Annotated in this window: 21 protein-coding genes; 9 read left to right on the top strand and 12 right to left on the bottom strand. The window is 61.2% G+C overall.

The features are described from left to right. Positions 1-31: 31 nt before the first annotated feature. Genes ACZ1HA_RS18125 through ACZ1HA_RS18095 form a run of 7 tightly spaced genes read right to left on the bottom strand, consistent with a single transcriptional unit; the run spans position 32 to position 6,766 of the window. Positions 32-811, bottom strand: a complete 780-nt coding sequence (locus tag ACZ1HA_RS18125; RefSeq protein ID WP_472714895.1) for a carnitinyl-CoA dehydratase — start codon at positions 809-811, stop codon at positions 32-34. Between the two features lie 2 nt (positions 812-813). Beyond that, a complete protein-coding gene (locus tag ACZ1HA_RS18120) occupies positions 814-1,938 on the bottom strand; it encodes an acetate--CoA ligase family protein (RefSeq protein ID WP_472714894.1) in 1,125 nt (374 codons plus the stop codon). Further along, positions 1,914-2,852, bottom strand: coding sequence for a CoA-binding protein (locus tag ACZ1HA_RS18115; RefSeq protein WP_472714893.1), 939 nt, complete (start codon positions 2,850-2,852; stop codon positions 1,914-1,916). Before ACZ1HA_RS18115 ends, ACZ1HA_RS18120 begins: the two co-directional genes overlap by 25 nt. A 50-nt stretch (positions 2,853-2,902) precedes the next feature. Next, positions 2,903-4,063 carry an acyl-CoA dehydrogenase family protein gene (locus ACZ1HA_RS18110; protein ID WP_472714892.1) on the bottom strand — a complete coding sequence of 387 codons (1,161 nt, stop codon included), beginning with the start codon at positions 4,061-4,063 and terminating at the stop codon, positions 2,903-2,905. Next, the gene (locus tag ACZ1HA_RS18105) at positions 4,064-5,032 is read right to left on the bottom strand and encodes a sterol desaturase family protein (RefSeq protein WP_472714891.1); all 969 of its coding nucleotides are present in this window, start codon (positions 5,030-5,032) and stop codon (positions 4,064-4,066) included. After that, positions 5,029-6,021, bottom strand: a complete 993-nt coding sequence (locus ACZ1HA_RS18100) for a sterol desaturase family protein (protein WP_472714890.1) — start codon at positions 6,019-6,021, stop codon at positions 5,029-5,031. Before ACZ1HA_RS18100 ends, ACZ1HA_RS18105 begins: the two co-directional genes overlap by 4 nt. After that, a complete protein-coding gene (locus ACZ1HA_RS18095) occupies positions 6,011-6,766 on the bottom strand; it encodes a class II aldolase and adducin N-terminal domain-containing protein (RefSeq protein ID WP_375229304.1) in 756 nt (251 codons plus the stop codon). The genes ACZ1HA_RS18100 and ACZ1HA_RS18095 overlap by 11 nt, the downstream gene beginning before the upstream one ends. A gap of 106 nt (positions 6,767-6,872) precedes the next feature. Here ACZ1HA_RS18095 and ACZ1HA_RS18090 point away from each other — a divergent pair, with 106 nt between their 5' ends. Further along, positions 6,873-7,763: a LysR substrate-binding domain-containing protein gene (locus ACZ1HA_RS18090; RefSeq protein WP_472714889.1), complete on the top strand. Its 891-nt coding sequence runs from the start codon at positions 6,873-6,875 to the stop codon at positions 7,761-7,763. Here the strand turns inward: ACZ1HA_RS18090 and ACZ1HA_RS18085 are convergent. After that, entirely contained in the window at positions 7,733-8,152 is a 420-nt protein-coding gene (locus ACZ1HA_RS18085) for a VOC family protein (RefSeq protein ID WP_472714888.1), read from the bottom strand. The genes ACZ1HA_RS18090 and ACZ1HA_RS18085 overlap by 31 nt on opposite strands. Positions 8,153-8,202: 50 nt before the next feature. On the opposite strand from ACZ1HA_RS18085, the gene ade reads away from it, so the two are divergent. From ade to ACZ1HA_RS18060, 5 genes are all read left to right on the top strand, one after another. Beyond that, positions 8,203-10,005: an adenine deaminase gene (gene ade, locus ACZ1HA_RS18080; RefSeq protein ID WP_472714887.1), complete on the top strand. Its 1,803-nt coding sequence runs from the start codon at positions 8,203-8,205 to the stop codon at positions 10,003-10,005. Then, entirely contained in the window at positions 10,002-11,465 is a 1,464-nt protein-coding gene (locus tag ACZ1HA_RS18075) for an AMP nucleosidase (protein WP_472714886.1), read from the top strand. Before ade ends, ACZ1HA_RS18075 begins: the two co-directional genes overlap by 4 nt. A 140-nt stretch (positions 11,466-11,605) precedes the next feature. After that, the gene (locus ACZ1HA_RS18070; RefSeq protein WP_300033313.1) at positions 11,606-11,896 is read left to right on the top strand and encodes an HU family DNA-binding protein; all 291 of its coding nucleotides are present in this window, start codon (positions 11,606-11,608) and stop codon (positions 11,894-11,896) included. Positions 11,897-12,052: 156 nt separating this feature from the next. Next, entirely contained in the window at positions 12,053-12,829 is a 777-nt protein-coding gene (locus tag ACZ1HA_RS18065) for an HpcH/HpaI aldolase family protein (protein WP_472714885.1), read from the top strand. A gap of 120 nt (positions 12,830-12,949) precedes the next feature. Next, entirely contained in the window at positions 12,950-13,972 is a 1,023-nt protein-coding gene (locus ACZ1HA_RS18060; RefSeq protein ID WP_472714884.1) for an aspartate-semialdehyde dehydrogenase, read from the top strand. A gap of 89 nt (positions 13,973-14,061) precedes the next feature. Here ACZ1HA_RS18060 and ACZ1HA_RS18055 read toward each other — a convergent pair whose 3' ends face one another. From ACZ1HA_RS18055 to ACZ1HA_RS18040, 4 genes are read right to left on the bottom strand one after another with little or no spacing between them, the layout of a single operon-like run. Beyond that, a complete protein-coding gene (locus tag ACZ1HA_RS18055; RefSeq protein ID WP_375229310.1) occupies positions 14,062-14,472 on the bottom strand; it encodes a hypothetical protein in 411 nt (136 codons plus the stop codon). Between the two features lie 35 nt (positions 14,473-14,507). Next, positions 14,508-14,819: a P-II family nitrogen regulator gene (locus tag ACZ1HA_RS18050; protein ID WP_436398311.1), complete on the bottom strand. Its 312-nt coding sequence runs from the start codon at positions 14,817-14,819 to the stop codon at positions 14,508-14,510. A 3-nt stretch (positions 14,820-14,822) separates the two neighbouring features. Then, the gene (locus ACZ1HA_RS18045) at positions 14,823-15,800 is read right to left on the bottom strand and encodes a sodium-dependent bicarbonate transport family permease (RefSeq protein WP_375230913.1); all 978 of its coding nucleotides are present in this window, start codon (positions 15,798-15,800) and stop codon (positions 14,823-14,825) included. Between the two features lie 58 nt (positions 15,801-15,858). Next, positions 15,859-16,509: a carbonic anhydrase gene (locus ACZ1HA_RS18040; protein WP_472714883.1), complete on the bottom strand. Its 651-nt coding sequence runs from the start codon at positions 16,507-16,509 to the stop codon at positions 15,859-15,861. Between the two features lie 147 nt (positions 16,510-16,656). Between ACZ1HA_RS18040 and ACZ1HA_RS18035 the strand changes: the two genes are divergently transcribed. From ACZ1HA_RS18035 to ACZ1HA_RS18025, 3 genes are all read left to right on the top strand, one after another. After that, positions 16,657-17,037 carry a hypothetical protein gene (locus tag ACZ1HA_RS18035; protein WP_375229312.1) on the top strand — a complete coding sequence of 127 codons (381 nt, stop codon included), beginning with the start codon at positions 16,657-16,659 and terminating at the stop codon, positions 17,035-17,037. A gap of 64 nt (positions 17,038-17,101) precedes the next feature. Next, on the top strand, positions 17,102-18,484 hold the full coding sequence (locus ACZ1HA_RS18030) for a leucyl aminopeptidase family protein (protein ID WP_472714882.1): 1,383 nt from the start codon (positions 17,102-17,104) through the stop codon (positions 18,482-18,484). Next, entirely contained in the window at positions 18,481-19,275 is a 795-nt protein-coding gene (locus ACZ1HA_RS18025) for a C40 family peptidase (protein WP_472714881.1), read from the top strand. The genes ACZ1HA_RS18030 and ACZ1HA_RS18025 overlap by 4 nt, the downstream gene beginning before the upstream one ends. Positions 19,276-19,278: the final 3 nt, after the last annotated feature.

Raw genomic sequence — 19,278 nt, 5'->3', positions numbered from 1 at the left:
GGCCCCCGCCGTGGCCCTGCGCAAGCCCTGATCAGCGCCCCTTCCAGACCGGATCACGTTTTTCTGCAAAAGCACGCGCACCTTCCAGCTGATCCTCGGAGGCATAAAGGCGGTCAACAGTGGCCAGCTGCCGTCCGGTGATCCGGTTCATCGCATCCTGGAACTTCGCATCCTCTGCATCCCGCACAATCTCCTTGATCGCCGCGTAAACCAGCGGCGGGCCCGATGCGAGCAGGTCTGCCAGCGCGCGCACCCGTGTCATCAGATCTGCGGCAGGCACGATTTCATTCACCAGCCCCCAGTGTTTTGCCTCCGTGGCATCAAACCACCGGCCGGTCAGCAACAGTTCCATCGCGATGTGATAGGGAATGCGTTTCGGCAGTTTCACAGATGCCGCATCCGCAACAGTGCCGGAGCGTATTTCGGGCAGCGCAAACTGTGCATGATCGGCTGCAATGATCATATCCGCGCTCAGCGCAAGCTCCAGCCCCCCACCACAGGCGATCCCGTTCACCGCCGCGATCACCGGCTTGTTGAGATCGCGCAACTCCTGCAGGCCGCCAAAACCACCGACCCCGTAATCCCCATCCACCGCATCACCATCGGCCGCCGCCTTCAGGTCCCAGCCGGGGCAGAAAAACTTCTCTCCCGCGCCGGTGATCACTGCAACGCGCAGCTCAGGATCATCCCGGAACGCTGCGAACACCTCGCCCATGCGGCGTGACGTCATCAGATCAATCGCATTGGCTTTGGGCCGGTCCAGGGTCACCTCCAGGATCGCCCCCCGGGTTTCTGTTCTGATCGGATCCATTGTCACTCCTGTGCGTTATTTTCCGGTGCCAGTACGATCAGCGCATCCGCTGCGACAGCAGCAGTTTCCGTACAGATCAGCGGGTTGATCTCAGCTTCGCTGATCCGGTCCGCCAGCGCAATCACAGCATCCTGCAGCGCCATCACCGCCGCGACGACGGCATCCACATCCGCCGCCGGCCTGCCCCGGTATCCCTGCAGCAACGGCCAGCACCGCAGGCCACGCAGCGCATCATGCACCTGGTGCGCGGTCACCGGCAGCAGCAGCGAGGTGCGGTCCTGCAGGATCTCCGTCATCACCCCGCCGGCTGCAAGCGACAGCACAAACCCATGCGCCTCATCCCGCATCACCCCGATCAGCAGTTCGGCAACCGCACCGCTGACCATCTCTTCGATCAGCCAGGACGCACCGCCCATTTCCTGCATGGCGCCTTCCAGCGCCGCATGCTGCAATCCAAGCCGCACACCGCCACTGTCTGATTTATGCGCCGACCCTTCGGATTTGAGAACCAGCGGTGCGACCAGCTCTCCGGCCACCTGCGCGGGATCGTCCTGCGGCACACAGCGCACATGATGCGGCACTGCCATCCCATGCTGTGCAAGCACCTGTTTTGCCTCCGCTTCCGTCAGCACACCACCTGCCCGATCCACACCGGCAGTCAATGGCGCAGCATCCTGCGGCGCCCTCACAGCCGCTGCTGCCTCCGCCGCCTGCACCGCCTCCGTCAGGCCGAAGAGCGGGATCACACCACCCTGCATCAGCCGCGCCGCTACATCTTCCGGCATCAGCTCCGGCAGTGTCGCCACAACCGCAACGGGGCAGTCGCCGCCCTGCCCTACCGCGATGGCTGCTTCGGTTGCGCTCTCCCAGTCCGTCGCATCCGTGTGCGGGTAATCCACAATGATCAGCAACAAACCAATGTGACCCGCAGCCATCGGCGCCCATGCCGCCGTCATCCGCCCGGCATCTCCCCAGATATACGTGTGGTAATCCAGTGGATTGGCCAGTGCGACCATCGGACCGAGCGCCCGACCGAGCGCGTCTCTCTGCGTATCTGTGAGCTGCGGAAAAAAGACATCGCGGCCCTCAGCCGTATCCGCGATCAGGCTGGCCTCACCCCGGAACAACTGATCGACGACAAAGCGCCCGACCGCAACGGACCGGCACTGTGCAGCACTTTCAGTGTTTCCAGAAATGTCGGCAGGTCCCTGATCCTCGGAATCCCAAGATGATCCAGCAGCGCCTGCGCACCCGCGTCACTTCCGGCAAGCGACGCGGTATGCGACACCGTGGCCTGCCGCGCCTGCTCGGACGCCCCCGCTTTAAGCGCAACCAGCGGCACACCCTGCGCCCGCGCCCGCTGTGCAACGCGGTGCCAGGCGACAGGATCACCAAAGCCCTCGATATGCAACCCGATCGCTGTCACGCGCGGATCATCCAGCAGACCCATCGCAATATCCGCCTGTGTCGTCTGAGCCATATTTCCACAGGTCACAACCATGCCCAGCGGCAGGGCACGCTTCTGCATCGTCAGATTGATCGCAATGTTCGAGCTCTGGGTGAGGATGGCGACACCGCGCTCACAGCGCTCACAGCCATGCTGATCCGGCCACAAAAGCGCGCCATCAAAGGCATTGATGAACCCATAACAATTGGGGCCCAGCACCGGCATACCACCCGCTGCCTCGGTCAGCGCCGCCTGCAGATCACCCGCAGCCGCATCCTCACTCACGGCTTCGGAAAACCCGGAGGCAAAACAGACAGCACCCCCCGCCCCCATGGCAGACAGTGCCCGGACCGCATCGACGGTCTGATGACGGTTTACACCAATGAACACCGCATCGGGCACCCCGGGCAAATCCGCCAGACCGCCAAAGGCCGGTACCCCTTCAACGGGATCAGGACGCGGATGAACGCGCCAGACGTCGCCATCGAACCCCATCCGTTTCAGCTGCCGAAGAACCTGACGACACCAGCCGCCACCGCCGATCACGGCAACAGACCGCGGACGCAGCAGACGCGACAGATCACGCTGCATCATGACACACTGCATCTTCTGGCCCCAAATATCCTCGCCGAAGGCACAAAGACTCAGGCTCCCAGCGCCCGCAACAGATCGCGGCTGATGATATGACGCTGAATCTCGCTGGTGCCGTCCCAGATCCGCTCAACCCGCGCATCCCGCCAGAACCGCTCCAGCGGATAGTCATCCATCAGACCCATACCACCATGCACCTGAATGGCCGCATCCGTGACCCGCGCCAGCATCTCAGAAGCGAAAAGCTTGGCACTCGCGATCTCACGGTTCGCAGGCAGGTCCCTGTCCAGCCGGTCGGCCGAGGCCAGCGTCAACAGATCAGCCGCATCAATCTCGGTGATCATATCCGCAAGTTGGAAACTCACGCCCTGGAATTTCCCGATCTTCTGACCGAACTGCTCCCGCTCGGCCGCGTAATTCAGCGCATAATCAAACACGCGCCGTGCCCGGCCCACCGACATGGCGGCAACGGTGATGCGTGTGGCATAGAGCCATGTGTTCATCACCTCGAACCCACCGTCCACCTCGCCCAGCACCTGCGCGTCCGGCAACCGGCAGTCATCAAATTCCAGGATCATGTTCTTGTAGCCGCGATGGCTCACAGATTTATAACCGTCCCGGATCGTGAACCCGGGTGTGCCCCGATCCACCAGAAACGCGGTGATCCGCTTTTTTGGGCCGCGCGGCGTCTGATCCTCTCCGGTGGCAATGAACACGATAATGAAATCAGCGTGCTCCGCGCCCGAAATGAAATGCTTGGTCCCGTTCACCACCCAGTCGCCACCATCGCGCACCGCCGAACACTTCATACCCCGCACGTCCGATCCCGCACCGGGTTCGGTCATCGCCAGCGCATCCATCTTCTCGCCCCGTACCGCAGGCATCAGATAGCGTTCGACCTGATCCCCCTCGCAGGCCATCAGAATGTTCTGCGGACGCCCGAAGAAGTGATTGAGCGCCATCGACCCCCGCCCCAGCTCGCGCTCCACGATTGCAAATTCCAGATGGTTCAGCCCCGCACAGCTGACGCTTTCCGGGAAATTGCAGGCATAAAACCCTAAATCGATAGTCTTTTGCTTTATGTCCTGCGCGATCTCATCGGGCACTTCGCCGGTGCGTTCCACCAGTTCTTCGTGCGGATAGATCTCTTTCTCGACAAAACTGCGGACCGTCTCCGCAATCATCTGATGTTCATCAGAAAGGCCGTAGTGCATTTATCTCTTCCTTGCCTGCAGACGCGCCTTCATGGCCGCTTTGCCCGTGTCTGTGCCATCATGGAACGAACCGAAAAGCTTGTCCCAGGGCACATCCAGATTGCCGTAGTTGACCTCAAAATAACGGTGGTGCAGCTGGTGATGAAAATTCCCCAGATGCATCCTTTTTCTGTTCCGGAACAAAAGCCCCTCAAAGCCCGTATGCGAGGTGATCGCCAGCAGCCCGTAAAACATCAGATGGAAAATCAGATGCACCGGATGCGTGGGCAGCACAAAATGGATGATCACCGTGCCGAAATAAAAGAGATGCTCCACCGGATGCATCGAGAGCCCCGACCAGGGTCCGATATCCGTGTTGCGGTGATGCAGCGCGTGAAAACGGTAAAACAGATCGGTGTGCAGCAGCCGGTGAATCCAGTAGAAATAGAAGCTCTCCCAGACCGGGATCAGGAAAAAGAAGGCCACAAACCAGACCGGTGTTTCAGCAAATGTCGTGACCGGCACAATGCCATTGGCCATACACCACCAGATCAGTGCCTCGAGCGCGGACCAGACCGTCACGCCCGAGGCCAGCGTCCAGACCATATTGTCCAGCACCTGATCGTTCAGCGTGAACATCCGCCCTTTGCGCGGAAAGGGGCGCGGGTCGTATTTCAGCTCCTGGCCCTGCAGCGCATACCTGTGGAACCACAGATGCAGCGTGCCTGCGACGACTGTGACAATCACCAGGTTCCGCACCCAGATCATCGCGATCCACCCCGGTTGGAGCGCCGCCGTCTGATCCAGCGACGGGCTCGCCACCTTCCAGGCGGCAAAGGCGAGCGCCAGAATGGCCATGTTAATGGTCAGAAAAAACCAGCTGTCGGCATACCATTTCAGCGCCGCAAGCGGCCGGGGCGGCCATTGCCAGAGCGGCGAGACCTCAATCGCACCGTCGGGGCGGTGGTTCCATTCCTGTCGTGTGCTCATGTGTACATCTGCTTTTTGCGGGCACGGGTTTGTGCGGTGGCCTGTTCTGAACCGTCATGGAACGAACCGAACCAGCGGTCCCAGGGCATCTCGACCGTGCCGTAGTTACATTCAAAATACCGGTGGTGCAGCTGGTGGAAAAAATCCCCCATCTTCGCCCGTTCGCGGTCCCGGACCACCAGCTGATCGAAACCCGAATGGGAAAACACCGGGTGCACCGACTGCATGTAGCCGTGAAACAGCACGTGCACCGGATGGCTGGGAACCACCAGGTGGATCAGGAAGTTCGTGTAGAACAGAAAATGCTCAACCGGGTGCATCGAAATCCCCGACCAGGGGCCCACATTGACGTTCCGGTGATGCAGCGCATGGGCGATTTTATACAGCGCCGGAACATGCAGCAGGCGGTGCACCCAGTAGAAATGAAAACTCGACCAGATCACCAGAAACGGGAACATCAGCACAAACCAGACCGGGTTTTCCGGAAACAGAAACGCCGGGGCCCAGCCGTTGGCCATAGCCCAGAACACCAGCCATTGCGCAATGGTCCACTGTGTGACGCCACTGGCCAGTGACCAGAACATGTTGTCCAGCACCTGGTTGCGGAAGGTAAAAGACCCGTTGTCCCGGGCCAGATCGCGCGGGTCGTATTTGGTCCGTTTGTCCTGCGCCCGCCAGTGATAGAGCCACATATGCAGCCCGCCCGCACAGATCAGCATCGGCAGCAGGTTCGCCAGCCAGACGCAGAACATCCAGCCCGGCGCGAATGCCTGCATCTCGCCCAGCGCAGGCAGCATTGCAAACCAGACCGCCACCGACACCACCACCGTCAGCGTGGTCGTCGAGATCGCCAGCCAGTAGGCAGCGTACCATTTCAGAACGGCACGCGGGCGGGGCGGCCAGGCAAACAGCGGGTTGTTCGCGACGGCCCGGCCCGGATGGTAATGCCAGCGCGCCGCCTCACCGCCGGCATCAAAATCAGCTGGCATAGGGCGAGCCTTCCTCATCGAGGATCGCCTTCAGTTCGGCCAGATGCCGGATGTCCTGCTCCGGGTACTGTTCGATCTCCTGCGCGGTTTTCTCGGCAATCGCGTCGGGCAGCACGCGCAGTGGTTTGCCCGTCTGCAGCGCGATCATATAGGTCTGGCAGGCACGCTCAAAATAAAAGAGCCGGTTAAAAGTCTCGGCCACCGTATCGCCGATGATCATGATGCCGTGGTTGCCCATCACCATCACCTTCTTTTTCGGATCATCAAAGAGCTGCGCACAGCGCTCGCCCTCTTCTTCAAACGCCAGCCCGCCATAGTTCTCGTCGATCACGACGCGGTCAAAGAACATCGCGGCGTTCTGGTCCACCGGTGGCAGGCGGCTGTCCGCCAGCGAGGCAAGCGCCGTGGCATAGGGCGAATGCACATGCATCGCACAGCGCGCGTGCGGGCAGTGCCGGTGCAGCCCGCCGTGCAGACCCCAGGCTGTCGGATCCGGCGCATCCGGTCCTTCCAGCGTATCGGGATCGTTGGCGTCGACCACAATAAGATCACTCGCCTTGATCCGCGAGAAATGCATCTGGTTCGGGTTCATCAGAAACCGCGTACCGTCATCATTGATCGCCAGGCTGAAATGGTTCGCCACCGCCTCGTGCATGTTCAACCGGACGGTCCAGCGGAAGGCCGCAGCCATATCCACGCGTTCCTGCCAGTTTTCCATATTCGGGCGCATTTCTGTGACGGACATGCCGGTTCCTCCATTCAGCCGCGCACATCTCACCACGCACCCGCCCCGCTTGACCAACGAAAAAAACACAAGCTATGCATTAGCTGAACTTATGCATGAGTTATGAATGTCCGAACTACCGCCCCTGAACTGGCTGCGCGCATTTGAAGCCTCAGCCCGGAACCTGAGCTTCACCGGCGCTGCCCGGGACCTCAACATGACGCAGAGCGCCGTCTCCCAGCAGATCAAATCGCTGGAGGCATTTCTGGGCCGGCCGCTCTTTCACCGCCGGGTTCGGGCGCTGGAGCTGACGCAGACCGGGATCAGCTATCTGCCCGTGGTCCGCGACGCCTTCCGGACGCTGGCTCATGGCACCCGCGCGCTGACCCGCAACGAAAACGACGTGCTGCATATCCAGTGCAACCTGACCTTTGCGATTCACTGGCTCGCCCCGCGCCTGCCTGCATTCCGTGCCCTGCACCCAGGCGTCCAGCTGAACATCGCCACCGAACTCTGGGAACCAAGGGACATCGTGGAAAGCGCCGATGTCGAAATCCGCTATTCCCTGCGGCCGTCGGACCGGGTCTATGCCGAACTTCTGGCGACCGATCACTATTATCCGGTCTGTGCGCCAGGCTACGCGGTCTCGATGGATGATCTGGTACAGCACCCGCTCTATGACTGCTCCAACATGATGGGCACCTGGACCGTCTGGGCCGAAGAACAGGGGTTGGCCTGGCCGGATCCGCCGGTGACCTACGCCACAACCTATTCCGTCGCTCTGTCTGTTGCGATGAGTGGCGGCGGGCTGGCCCTCGGTCACGATGCCATTGCGCGCGGGCTGATCGACAGGGGCCATCTCATCACGCCCTTTGCCCATCGCGCTGTGATGCAGGAGGCCTATTATCTGATCCAGAGCCCCCGGGCACAGGACATGCCCGCCGCCCGCGCCTTTACCGACTGGCTCCGCCGCGAGGTTGCCGCGTTTTACAGCGGGCGGCTGGGCACCCAGGCATAGCCATCGTCGCACAGGATGTAGCATTCGCGCAGACCATGCGGTTTGTCCGTTGGCGCCTGCAGCACCATAAAGCCCAGCGCCTCGGCCCGTGCCGCCGCCCGATCCGGATCAATATCGTAAAAACGGATCTCAATGCCGGCACCGCGCGGCGGGTTTTCCGGCAGGATACTCAGAAGCGGGTTTGCGGCATAAGTGCCGTCGCTGTGCAGCTGGAACACCTCCGTTCCGCTGGTAATGATCGCAAAATCATCACTCAGGCGATGCACGCCCACATCAAAGACAGCCTCAAGAAAGCCGCTGGTCGCCCGCACATCGCGCACCAGAAGGTTCAGCCCGATGCCGCGCAGGGATTTGCCGAAATCCTCTGCCGAGACCGTTTCATAATCCATTCTGCCGGCTCCCCGCTTGAACATCGCCCGGACCCGTGTCAATCAGGGACATGACGCATGTTCCTTTTCCCTCCTGGTCCGATACCGCTGCAGAACTGATTGCCGTTGCAGCAGGACGGTCCCCCGCGGACACGATCATCAAAGGCGGCGCCTGGGTCAACGTCCATACGCGCGAAATTCTTCAAAATCACGACATCGCCATTGTAGCGGGCCGCATTGCCTGCGTCGTGCCGGACGCCGGCTACTGCACCGGGCCAGACACTGAAATCGTCGATGCGGCCGGCAGGTATATGATCCCCGGCCTCTGCGACGGACATATGCATATCGAATCCGGCATGCTCACACCGGCGGAATTTGCCCGTGCAGTAATCCCGCACGGCACGACATCTATGTTCACCGACCCGCACGAGATCGCCAATGTGCTCGGTCTTGATGGCGTGCGGATGATGCACGACGAGGCGCTTCTGCAACCGGTGAACATCTTTACCCAGATGCCCTCCTGCGCGCCCTCCGCGCCGGGTATGGAAACCACTGGCTATGAAATCACCCCCGACGACGTGGCCGAGGCGATGACCTGGCCCGGCATCATCGGTCTGGGCGAGATGATGAACTTTCCGGGCGTCTCGAACGCCGATCCGAAAATGCTGGCCGAAATGGCTGCTACCCAGAACGCCGGTAAAACCGTGGGCGGGCACTATGCCTCGCCCGACCTTGGCCCGGCCTTCGCGGGCTATGTCGCGGGCGGACCGGCGGACGATCACGAAGGCACCTGCGAGGCGGATGCCATCGCCCGTATGCGGCAGGGCATGCGCTCTATGATCCGGCTGGGCTCCGCCTGGTATGACGTTGAAAGCCAGATCACAGCGATCACCGAAAAGGGCCTCGATCCGCGCAACATGATCCTGTGCACCGATGACTGCCATTCCGGCACGCTTATCAATGACGGGCACATGAACCGCGTCCTGCGCCACGCCATCGACTGCGGCTGTGATCCGCTGGTGGCGCTGCAGATGGCGACGATCAACACCGCCACCCATTTCGGGCTGGAACGCGAGATCGGCAGCCTCACACCGGGGCGCCGCGCCGATGTGATCCTGACATCCGATCTGAAATCACTGCCCATTGAACAGGTATTCGTCCGTGGAAAGCTGGTCGCCGAAAACGGTACCTGTCTGGTGGACTGCCCGCACTATGACTGGCCGCAGCGCGCGCGCCAGACGGTACATATGGGCAAAGAACTGTCAGCAGATGACTTTGCCATCACAGCGCCCAAAGGTGCCAATGCCGTCACCGCCAATGTGATCGGCGTCGTTGAAAACCAGGCGCCGACCCGCGCGCTGAAATTCGAACTGCCGGTCACCGAAGGCCGCGTTCAGGCCACCGGAGAGGTCTGTCAGATCGCGCTGGTGGAACGCCACCGCGCCACGGGACAGGTCACCAACGCCTTTGTCTCCGGCTTCGGCTACGAGGGGCCGATGGCCATGGCCTCGACCGTGGCGCATGACAGTCACCATATGATCGTTGTCGGCACAGACGCGGACAACATGGCTCTGGCGGCCAATCGTCTGGGCGAGGTCGGCGGCGGTATCGTCATTTACAAAGACGGCCACGAACTGGCCCTGGTTGACCTGCCCATTGCCGGCCTGATGTCCGACAGCCCGGCGGCCGACGTCGCCGCTAAAGCAGACCGGATGATGGATGCGATGCGTGCCTGCGGCTGCACCCTGAACAACGCTTACATGCAGCATTCGCTGCTGGCCCTCGTGGTCATCCCCGAACTGCGCATCTCTGACCTTGGACTGGTCGATGTGCGCACCTTTGAATTCATTCCTGTACTGGAACCCGTATCATGAACGACATACTCACCCCCGCGGCACCGCCCGCAGAAGAATTCCGTGACGCAAAGGCCGCCGTGGCCCGTCTCGAAGAACTTTACACTCAAGCCACTGAATTCCTGTGCCGCCACTTTGTTGAGACAATGGCTTCCGGCGCGCCCGGCGCACGGGTCCGGGCCTTTTACCCGCAGGTCGCCTTCAGCACCTCAAGCTATGCCCAGGTCGACACCCGGCTCAGCTTTGGCCATGTCTCCACGCCCGGCAGTTATGCGGCCACGATCACGAGGCCCGATCTGTTTCGCGCCTATCTGACCCAGCAGATTGATCTGCTGATCTGCAACCATGACCAGCCGGTGATCATCGGCCCGTCGACAACACCGATCCCCGTGCATTTCGCCGTTGCGAGCGATCCGAACATCACCGTGCCCCAGGAAGGTGCCGCGGATTTCACCCTGCGGGATGTCTTTGACGTGCCGGACCTCGCCACGACCAACGACGATATCGTCAACGGCACCTACAAACCGGCGGACGGCGTGGGCGCACTTGCCCCCTTCACCGCGCAGCGGGTGGATTATTCGCTGGCCCGGCTGTCCCATTATACAGCGACCGATGCGGACCATTTCCAGAACCATGTTCTGTTCACGAACTACCAGTTCTATGTCTCCGAATTCGAGGCCTATGCACGCGCGCAGCTGGATGATCCAGGCTCGGGCTATACAGCCTTTGTCTCCACCGGCAATGCCATCATCACACGCGGTGATGAACCGCTGGCACCGGCTGACAAAACCCCGCAGATGCCGACCTATCACCTCAAACGCGAAGATGGCTCCGGCATCACGCTGGTGAACATCGGCGTTGGGCCATCCAACGCGAAAACGGCCACCGACCACATCGCGGTGCTGCGCCCGCATGCCTGGCTGATGGTTGGCCACTGTGCAGGCCTGCGCAACAGCCAGGCCCTGGGCGATTTTGTTCTGGCCCATGCGTACCTGCGCGAAGATCACGTCCTGGACGACGACCTGCCGGTCTGGGTGCCGATCCCGGCGCTGGCGGAGATCCAGATTGCGCTCGAACAGGCCGTGGCACAGGTGACCGCCTTCGAAGGCTACGAGCTGAAACGCATCATGCGCACCGGCACCGTTGCCACCATCGACAACCGGAACTGGGAACTGCGTGACCAGTCCGGCCCCGTGCAGCGCCTGAGCCAGTCGCGCGCTGTGGCGCTCGATATGGAAAGCGCCACGATCGCCGCAAACGGCTACCGTTTCCGGGTGCCCTACGGCACGCTGCTCTGTGTGTCGGACAAGCCGCTGCATGGCGAGCTGAAGCTGCCGGGAATGGCCTCAGACTTCTATAAAACACAGGTCGCACGCCATCTGATGATCGGAATTCGGGCCATGGAACAGCTGCGCGGGATGCCGCTGGAACGCATCCACAGCAGGAAATTGCGCTCTTTCGAGGAAACTGCCTTCCTCTGACGGCGGATTTCCCCAAAATTCGGCGAAAATTGCGATGTTTTTCGTTAATTTTCACTACTAATCGTTGTGTTTGATCACAACATAGGGCTAGGTTTCCCGCATGAGGCCCAACTGTTCGGGCAGCGAAGGAGAAAAATAAAATGGCTACGAAACCAATGACGAAAACCCAACTCGTCGCCGCACTGGCCGAGGAAATGGGCACCGACAAGAAATCCGCAGGCGCGGCACTTGACTCAGTCTGCAACCTGATCACCCGCGAAGTATCCGGCGGCGGTGCCGTGACGCTCCCCGGTGTTGGCAAAATCTACTGCCGCGAGCGCCCCGAGCGCATGGTCCGCAACCCTGCGACCGGCGAGCAGTTCAAAAAAGAAGCGGACAAGGTCGTGAAAATGACCATCGCCAAAGCGCTGAAAGACAGCGTCAACGGCTGAAATCCGTCACATGGACGTATCACAAAGGGCCGCCTGCGGGGCGGCCCTTTTCTTTTGCCCCGGCCCGGGCTCCTGCGGCATTGCTGCGGATTACCGCTGGCCATCCCGCGCCGCACAGGATTAGTCTGCACCGGCAGGACGACATAAGGAAAAGCCATGCCCGCCCCCCTGAACACCTTCAAAAAAGCCCTCGCAGAAGGGGAAACGCTTTTCGGCTGCTGGATGAGCATCGCCGAGGGCTATACTGCGGAAATCATGGGCGGCGCCGGGTTTGACTGGCTGCTGATCGATGGCGAGCATTCGCCCAATGACATCCGCTCCATCCGGGACCAGATGATGGCGCTCAAAGGCAGCGACAGCCATCCGGTTGTCCGCGTGCCCATCGGCGAGACCTGGATCATCAAACAGGTGCTGGATGTGGGCGCCCAGTCTGTGCTGGTTCCCATGGTCGAAACCGCCGATCAGGCGCGCGAACTGGTGCGGGCCTGTCGCTATCCGCCTGCCGGTACGCGTGGTGTCGGCTATGCCGTCGGCCGGGTGTCTAATTTCGGACAGATGGAAAACTATGGCCCCACCGCAGACGACCAGATCTGTCTGCTGGTGCAGGTGGAAAACAAAACCGGCCTCGACAACCTTGATGAAATCCTCGCGGTGGAAGGCGTCGATGGTGTCTTTATCGGCCCCGCAGATCTGTCCGCCAGCATGGGATACCTGGGCCAGACCATGCACCCGGATATGGTGGAAACGATCCTGGGCGCGCTGAAGCGGATCGCAGATGCAGGCAAAGCGCCGGGTATTCTGACCACGGACGATCGCATGATCCGCGACTCTCTTGATGCCGGGGCGCGCTTTGTCGCCGTGGCCATGGATATCGCGCTGCTGCTCAACACCGGCAAAGAAACCGCAGCGAAATGGAAAAACGGCGGCACCTGACCCGGCCGCTGGCTGCGTTCAGACGTCACACAACCGTCATTCCGGCCATCACCCTCTTTCCACCGGCGGCGCGCGGGTATAAGAGGCGCGCACCATCACACATATATTGGAGTCAAACAGATGGGTTACCGCGTCGTTATTGCGGGTGCCACAGGCAATGTGGGCCGCGAAATGCTGAACATTCTTTCCGAACGCCACTTCCCGGTGGACGAGCTCACGGTGCTTGCATCCCGCAAGTCGCTCGGCACGGAAGTCAGCTTTGGCGACACGACGCTCAAGACGAAGGACCTGGACACGTTTGACTTTACCGGCCAGGACATCGCGCTCTTTGCAGTAGGCTCTGACGCGACCAAGAAATACGCGCCCAAGGCAGCCGCTGCGGGCTGTGTCGTAATCGATAACTCGTCGCTCTATCGCTATGACCCGGATATTCCGCTCATTGTACCAGAGGTGAACCCGGAGGCCGTCCACGGGTACGCGAAAAAGAACATCATCGCGAACCCGAACTGCTCAACCGCGCAGATGGTCGTGGCGCTCAAGCCGCTGCATGACCGCGCGAAGATCAAACGGGTGGTTGTGAGCACATATCAGTCCGTGTCCGGTGCAGGCAAAGAGGGGATCGACGAGCTCTGGGATCAGACCAAATCGATCTACAACCCGACCGATGACAAACCGGCGAACAAGTTCACCAAGCAGATCGCGTTCAACGTGATTCCGCATATCGACGTCTTCATGGACTCAGGCGAGACCAAGGAAGAGTGGAAAATGGTGGCGGAGACCAAAAAGATCGTGGATCCCGCGATTAAGGTCACAGCGACCTGCGTGCGGGTGCCGGTCTTTGTCGGTCACTCCGAGGCCGTGAACATCGAATTTGAGGACTTCCTCGACGAAGATGAGGCACGCGACATCCTGCGCGAGGCGCCGGGCGTCATGGTGATCGATAAACGCGAAGACGGCGGCTATGTCACGCCGGTTGAATGCGTCGGTGATTTCGCCACGTTCATCAGCCGCATCCGCCAGGACAGCACGATCGAAAACGGTCTGAACCTGTGGTGCGTGTCGGACAACCTGCGCAAGGGCGCCGCCCTGAACGCGGTCCAGATCGCCGAACTGCTGGGCCGTGAGGTTCTCAAAAAGGGCTGATCAGCACGCAATGGAACAGAAAAACCCGCCTTGTGCGCCCGGGCGGGTTTTTTTACAGCGTGCCGCGGCTCAAACCAGATACAAAGCGCTCAGTTTTCCCGTGGGTTCTTGGGCTTACCCGGGCCGAACCGGCGCAGGAATGTCGCATAGGAAAAGCCCAGATCATGGGTATTGCACAGCTTGTATCCGCTGGTTTCCGTGTGCAGTGACAGACCACCCCAGGCCACCTTCAGATAATACCCGTGTTTGCGCAGCCGCGCGTCGAGATCCGGCCAGCTGGACGCCTCCGCCATATCGCGGAACAGCAGTTTCTGAAGCGCAAAGATCAGCCGTTCGTTCAGCTCCTCGCGGGGCTTGCGGGGCGATCTTTTGCTGACGATATGAGCCTGCAGCAGGTCTTCGACAATCTTGCCGACCGTGCCTTCCTTTTCGGTGGCCAGGTCATGCACGGCAAGCGCCAGGTCAGCAGGAAGCTGCACGGTAACGGTACGTTTATTCATACCGGCAGATTTGCTTAATTATAGTTTATAAATGGTTAAAATCGTTCGGCGCGCAGGATTTCACAGTCAACCACGCTGACCACCCCGATATGGCGCTCCACAACCTCAAAAGCTGCGTCAAGCAAAGCACTTAGCCGCTCGGGGCGAATGATACAGATGACCTGAACCATGCCCGCAGCGCGGCCGATTTCACCGGATCGTGTCCATGAACCGGACCGCCCCGAGCCCCCCAGCACCGGGAGAATCGTAAACCCGGTCACACCGGCACCCGTCAGCGCATCGGTCAGACGCGACTGCATGATTGCCTCGATTGTGATTTCGACCCGTTTGGCCTGGTGAGTTTGCATGCCTCAGCCTCCCGCAAATGTTGTGGCAACCGCCACGTAGAGCGGAATACCAAGTGTCAGATTAAACGGAAATGTCACGCCAAGCGACAGTGTCAGATAGATGGACGGATTTGCTTCCGGCAGGGCCACCCGCATCGCTGCGGGCACCGCGATATAAGATGCGGATGCCGACAGCACCATGAGCAGGGCAACACCGCCCGGCGAGAGCCCCAGAAGCAGGCCCGCCGCAAGACCAAAAGCACTGCCGATAACCGGCATCAGAACGCCAAACGCCAGCACGCCGGGGCGCAGAACGCCACTGCCACCGCGCAGGCCACGCCCGGCCACCAGCCCCATATCCAGCAGGAAGAGACACAGCACACCTTTGAAAGGCGCCACGATAAAGCTGGAAATCTCCGCCAGCCCGTCCTCGCCCGTGACCCAGCCAATCAGAAATGATCCGACCAGCAGCACAATCGACCCGTTCAGCAGGATTTCCCGCCACAGATCGCTGTCCATCCGCCGGCCATCGCCCCCGCGCGAAATGAGCCAGAGAGCCGACAGAATCGCCGGCGCTTCCATCGCGGCCGCCACGGCCACCATGTACCCTTCGGAGGAAATCCCGCTGCTTTCCAGCACCGACGTCGCAGCCACAAAGGTTACAATCGAGATTGACCCGTAGTGGGCAGCCACCGCTGCCGCATCAAGACGACTGAGACCTGTCAGGATATTCAGCAGCGCAAAAGCGATCAGCGGCAGCAGCGCCGAAAGCACAATCCCGGCCACCAGCGACAGACCGAGTTTCAGGTCGATACCATGGGCAGCAACGCTCACGCCGCCTTTGAACCCGATGGCGAAAAGCAGATAGATCGACAGCGCCTTGGCCGCTGCTTCAGGGACCGTCAGGTCCGAACGCGCCAGCGACGCAGCCACGCCCAGCGCAAAGGAAAGAATGATCGGCGACAGCAGGTTATTACCTGCCAGTGTCAGTATCTGCTCCACGGTCTGCCCTTTCAGCGCGTTCTGCCCGGGCACCCGGTAGCACACTCACCCCATAGAGTTAAACAGGCCGGAACGCATTATGCTCGGGCAAAAAGCACTCCAGACCGCCCTCACCGATATCCGTCCACAGACCGTGCAGCGTCAGCCGGCCCTTTTCCACGCGCTCGCTGATAAACGGGAAGGTCATCAGGTTTTCGAGGCTCGCCACAACCGCATATTTTTCAAGTTGCTGCGCCTGTTTGGCCGGATCGTTTTCAGCCGCAACCAGCTCATATTTGGGCCGCAGGATATCCATCCAGCGCCCGACAAAGCTCTGCTCTTCTTCCAGCTCCGGCGCATTGCCACAGCACATATCAATGCAGCCCTTCACCCCGCCGCAGCCCGAGTGGCCCAGCACGATCAGATGCGTGACCTTCAGGACCGTCACCGCATATTCTACCGCCGCCGACGTGCCATGATGGTCCCCGTCCGGCGCAAAGGGCGGCACCAGGTTTGCGATGTTACGGTGAATGAAAAATTCACCCTGGTCGGCGCCGAATATCGACGTCACATGAACGCGGCTGTCGCAGCACGAAATGACCATCGCGCGGGGGTGCTGGCCATCCGCGGCCAGATGCCTGTACCAGGCCTGATTTTCTGCGTATCCGGTCGCTTTCCAGCCGTGATACCGTTGCACCAGATAGCCTGGCAGCGGTTTTGCCTGATCCATAATTCGTCCGATTTGCGCAACTGTCGTACCCGACTAACCCGAATTCGCGACAAATTCGAGCGAAAATATGGGGCCGTCTCAACCCTTTGGATACAAATGGCGTGCCATATCCATCACACGCGGTGGGTGCGTATTAAGGTGAGTGAAATGGATCAAGTCCTGAAAATCAGGCTGAATGAGAAAGTGCACGTCGATCAGGACCGGCTGAGCGCGCTTTATGTTGAGCTGGGCGAGGCAGGTGCCGAAGATGTCGTCTGTCGCGCGATGGAAGAGCTGGCGCTGCGTCTGTCACATTGTGGACGGCTGCACAAAAACGGAAGCCGCCAGGATCTGCGCAAATGCGCCAGATCGCTGATCGCCATCGCGGATCAGATCGGCATGCATGTCCTGGCCCGGGTGGCGGGGGATGTAATCTCCGCCGTGGATTCCGGTGACGAACCGGCCATCGCCGCAACTCTGGCGCGGCTGCTGCGCATCGGGGAACAGTCCCTGACCGCAATCTGGGACCTCCAGGACATCACCATCTGATCGCTTGCACCGCCCTGCGATCTGTCTAGGCTTACAGGAGAACTCTCCTGAAAGGCCTTTTGTCATGTCCGTCTCTTTCGCTGACCCCGATACCGATCCCGTCCCACTGCACATCATTGAGCAGGGCGGGATCGATGACTGGCTGGCAGACAAATCCTCTGACATCACCTCCTGGGTCACGGCAAGCGGCTTTACCGGCGCCATCGGTCAGGCCGTTGCGGTGCCAGGGGCGGATGGCACAGTCTCAATGGCTCTGGCGGGATATGGCAACAGCACAACACGCAGCCGCGCGCGCTTCCATCTTGCCGCCGCAGTGCCCCGGCTGCCTGCGGGCGCATACCGGATTGCCTCAGGCCTGCCCGCTGACCGCATGGAAACGGAAACGCTGGGCTGGCTGCTGGCCGGATACCGCTTTGACCGCTACGCCACCGCCCGGGCCCCGGACGCACGGCTGGCACCTGATGCATCACTTGACGTCCCCAGACTGTTGGCGATTGCCGAGGGCGAGGTTCTGGCCCGCGACCTGATCAACACACCCGCAAACGACATGGGACCGTCAGAGCTGGAGGAAGCGGGCCGCGATCTGGCCGGGCGACACGGCGCTGCCATCAGTGTCACCCACGGTGATGACCTGCTGGCCGGGAATTTCCCGCTTATCCACACCGTTGGCCGCGCTTCTGACCGCACCCCGCGCCTGATTGATATGCGCTGGGGCGACAGTGGCCCACAGATCACCCTGGTCGGCAAAGGCGTCTGTTTTGACACCGGTGGCCTGAACCTCAAACCGGGCGGGTCGATGGCCCTGATGAAAAAGGACATGGGTGGTGCTGCCAATGTGCTGGGTCTGGCACATATGCTCATGGCGACGGCGGCCGGAATCCGTCTCCGGGTGCTGATTCCGGCAGTCGAAAACGCGGTCTCCGGCAATGCTTTCCGGCCCGGCGATATCCTGCTATCGCGCAAGGGTCTGACCGTTGAAATCAACAACACCGACGCCGAAGGCCGCCTGGTCCTGGCCGATGCACTGGCCCTGGCACAGGAGGAAAACCCCGACCTGATCGTTTCTATGGCGACACTGACCGGGGCTGCCCGGGTCGCCGTTGGTCCGGATCTGGCCCCCTATTATTGCGACGACACCGGGTTCGTCTCCGCCTTTGAGGCCAAAGCGGCGGCAACGGACGATCCGGTCTGGCGCATGCCGTTTCACGCGCCCTATGAGGCGATGATCGAACCCGGCATTGCCGATCTGGACAATGCGCCCAAAGGCGGGTTCGCAGGCTCGATCACAGCCGCCCTCTTTCTGCGCCGCTTCGTCGGCGACAGCACCTATGCGCATTTCGATATCTACGGCTGGAACCCCTCTGATGCGCCGGCCCGGACAAAAGGCGGTACCGGCCAGGGCATCCGGGCACTGCTCGACACGATCACCGGCCTCACCGGCACATGAGCGACCCGCGCACGACACCGGACGCAGGCCTTGTCACGCTGAATGAACCGGCGGCCGTCGCCGTGCCGGTGGTTGACCTCCTGCGCGCGCCCGGCGGGCCCCGCGACAGGCAGCTGACACTTGGGGCTGGTGTCACCATACTACACCGTGCGGGCGGCCATGTTCTGGTGCGCGCCACGGCCGACGGATACTGCGGCTACCTGCCCGACGCGGCCATTGGCCCCGCCACGACGCCCACCCACCAGGTGACCACACGGCTGGCCCACGCTTATGCGCGCCCGGATATCAAATCACCGGAAACCATGGTGCTGAGTTTCGGGTCCCGGCTGACCGCGCTCAGCGAAACCGCCGTTTTCATCGAAACATCACACGGGTTTGTGCCCCGCCAGCAGGTTCATCAAGCCGGTGTTCTGGCCAGCGATCCGGCCTGCGTTGCCGCGATCTTCGAGGGCACGCCCTATCTCTGGGGTGGAAACACCGGCAGTGGCATTGACTGTTCCGGCCTTGTGCAGGCCGCCTGCCTGTCCTGCGGCATTGACTGCCCCGGAGACAGCGACCAGCAGCAGGCACACCTGGGCACCCTCCTGCCAGAGGGCACGCCGCCGCAGCGCAATGATCTGTTGTTCTGGAAGGGGCATGTGGCGCTGGTCACGGATGATGCGACGCTGATCCATGCCAACGCCGGGCACATGCGGGTCCGGTTCGAGCCGACAGATGACGCAATTGCGCGGATCATGGCGCAGGACGGTGGCCCCGTGACCGCGCACAAACGGCTGCCCGTCCCGGCGTGAGCC

The organism is Roseobacter sp. S87, from assembly GCF_055693285.1.
This window is presented reverse-complemented; position numbering and strand designations above follow the sequence as displayed.

Bases quoted from the DNA above. Each gene is read 5' to 3' on its own strand.
- ACZ1HA_RS18125 (WP_472714895.1), bottom strand. From the start codon at position 811: ATGGATCCGATCAGAACAGAAACCCGGGGGGCGATCCTGGAGGTGACC.
- ACZ1HA_RS18115 (WP_472714893.1), bottom strand. From the start codon at position 2,852: ATGATGCAGCGTGATCTGTCGCGTCTGCTGCGTCCGCGGTCTGTTGCC.
- ACZ1HA_RS18110 (WP_472714892.1), bottom strand. From the start codon at position 4,063: ATGCACTACGGCCTTTCTGATGAACATCAGATGATTGCGGAGACGGTC.
- ACZ1HA_RS18105 (WP_472714891.1), bottom strand. From the start codon at position 5,032: ATGAGCACACGACAGGAATGGAACCACCGCCCCGACGGTGCGATTGAG.
- ACZ1HA_RS18100 (WP_472714890.1), bottom strand. From the start codon at position 6,021: ATGCCAGCTGATTTTGATGCCGGCGGTGAGGCGGCGCGCTGGCATTAC.
- ACZ1HA_RS18095 (WP_375229304.1), bottom strand. From the start codon at position 6,766: ATGTCCGTCACAGAAATGCGCCCGAATATGGAAAACTGGCAGGAACGC.
- ACZ1HA_RS18090 (WP_472714889.1), top strand. From the start codon at position 6,873: ATGTCCGAACTACCGCCCCTGAACTGGCTGCGCGCATTTGAAGCCTCA.
- ACZ1HA_RS18085 (WP_472714888.1), bottom strand. From the start codon at position 8,152: ATGGATTATGAAACGGTCTCGGCAGAGGATTTCGGCAAATCCCTGCGC.
- ade (WP_472714887.1), top strand. From the start codon at position 8,203: ATGACGCATGTTCCTTTTCCCTCCTGGTCCGATACCGCTGCAGAACTG.
- ACZ1HA_RS18075 (WP_472714886.1), top strand. From the start codon at position 10,002: ATGAACGACATACTCACCCCCGCGGCACCGCCCGCAGAAGAATTCCGT.
- ACZ1HA_RS18070 (WP_300033313.1), top strand. From the start codon at position 11,606: ATGGCTACGAAACCAATGACGAAAACCCAACTCGTCGCCGCACTGGCC.
- ACZ1HA_RS18065 (WP_472714885.1), top strand. From the start codon at position 12,053: ATGCCCGCCCCCCTGAACACCTTCAAAAAAGCCCTCGCAGAAGGGGAA.
- ACZ1HA_RS18060 (WP_472714884.1), top strand. From the start codon at position 12,950: ATGGGTTACCGCGTCGTTATTGCGGGTGCCACAGGCAATGTGGGCCGC.
- ACZ1HA_RS18055 (WP_375229310.1), bottom strand. From the start codon at position 14,472: ATGAATAAACGTACCGTTACCGTGCAGCTTCCTGCTGACCTGGCGCTT.
- ACZ1HA_RS18050 (WP_436398311.1), bottom strand. From the start codon at position 14,819: ATGCAAACTCACCAGGCCAAACGGGTCGAAATCACAATCGAGGCAATC.
- ACZ1HA_RS18040 (WP_472714883.1), bottom strand. From the start codon at position 16,509: ATGGATCAGGCAAAACCGCTGCCAGGCTATCTGGTGCAACGGTATCAC.
- ACZ1HA_RS18035 (WP_375229312.1), top strand. From the start codon at position 16,657: ATGGATCAAGTCCTGAAAATCAGGCTGAATGAGAAAGTGCACGTCGAT.
- ACZ1HA_RS18030 (WP_472714882.1), top strand. From the start codon at position 17,102: ATGTCCGTCTCTTTCGCTGACCCCGATACCGATCCCGTCCCACTGCAC.
- ACZ1HA_RS18025 (WP_472714881.1), top strand. From the start codon at position 18,481: ATGAGCGACCCGCGCACGACACCGGACGCAGGCCTTGTCACGCTGAAT.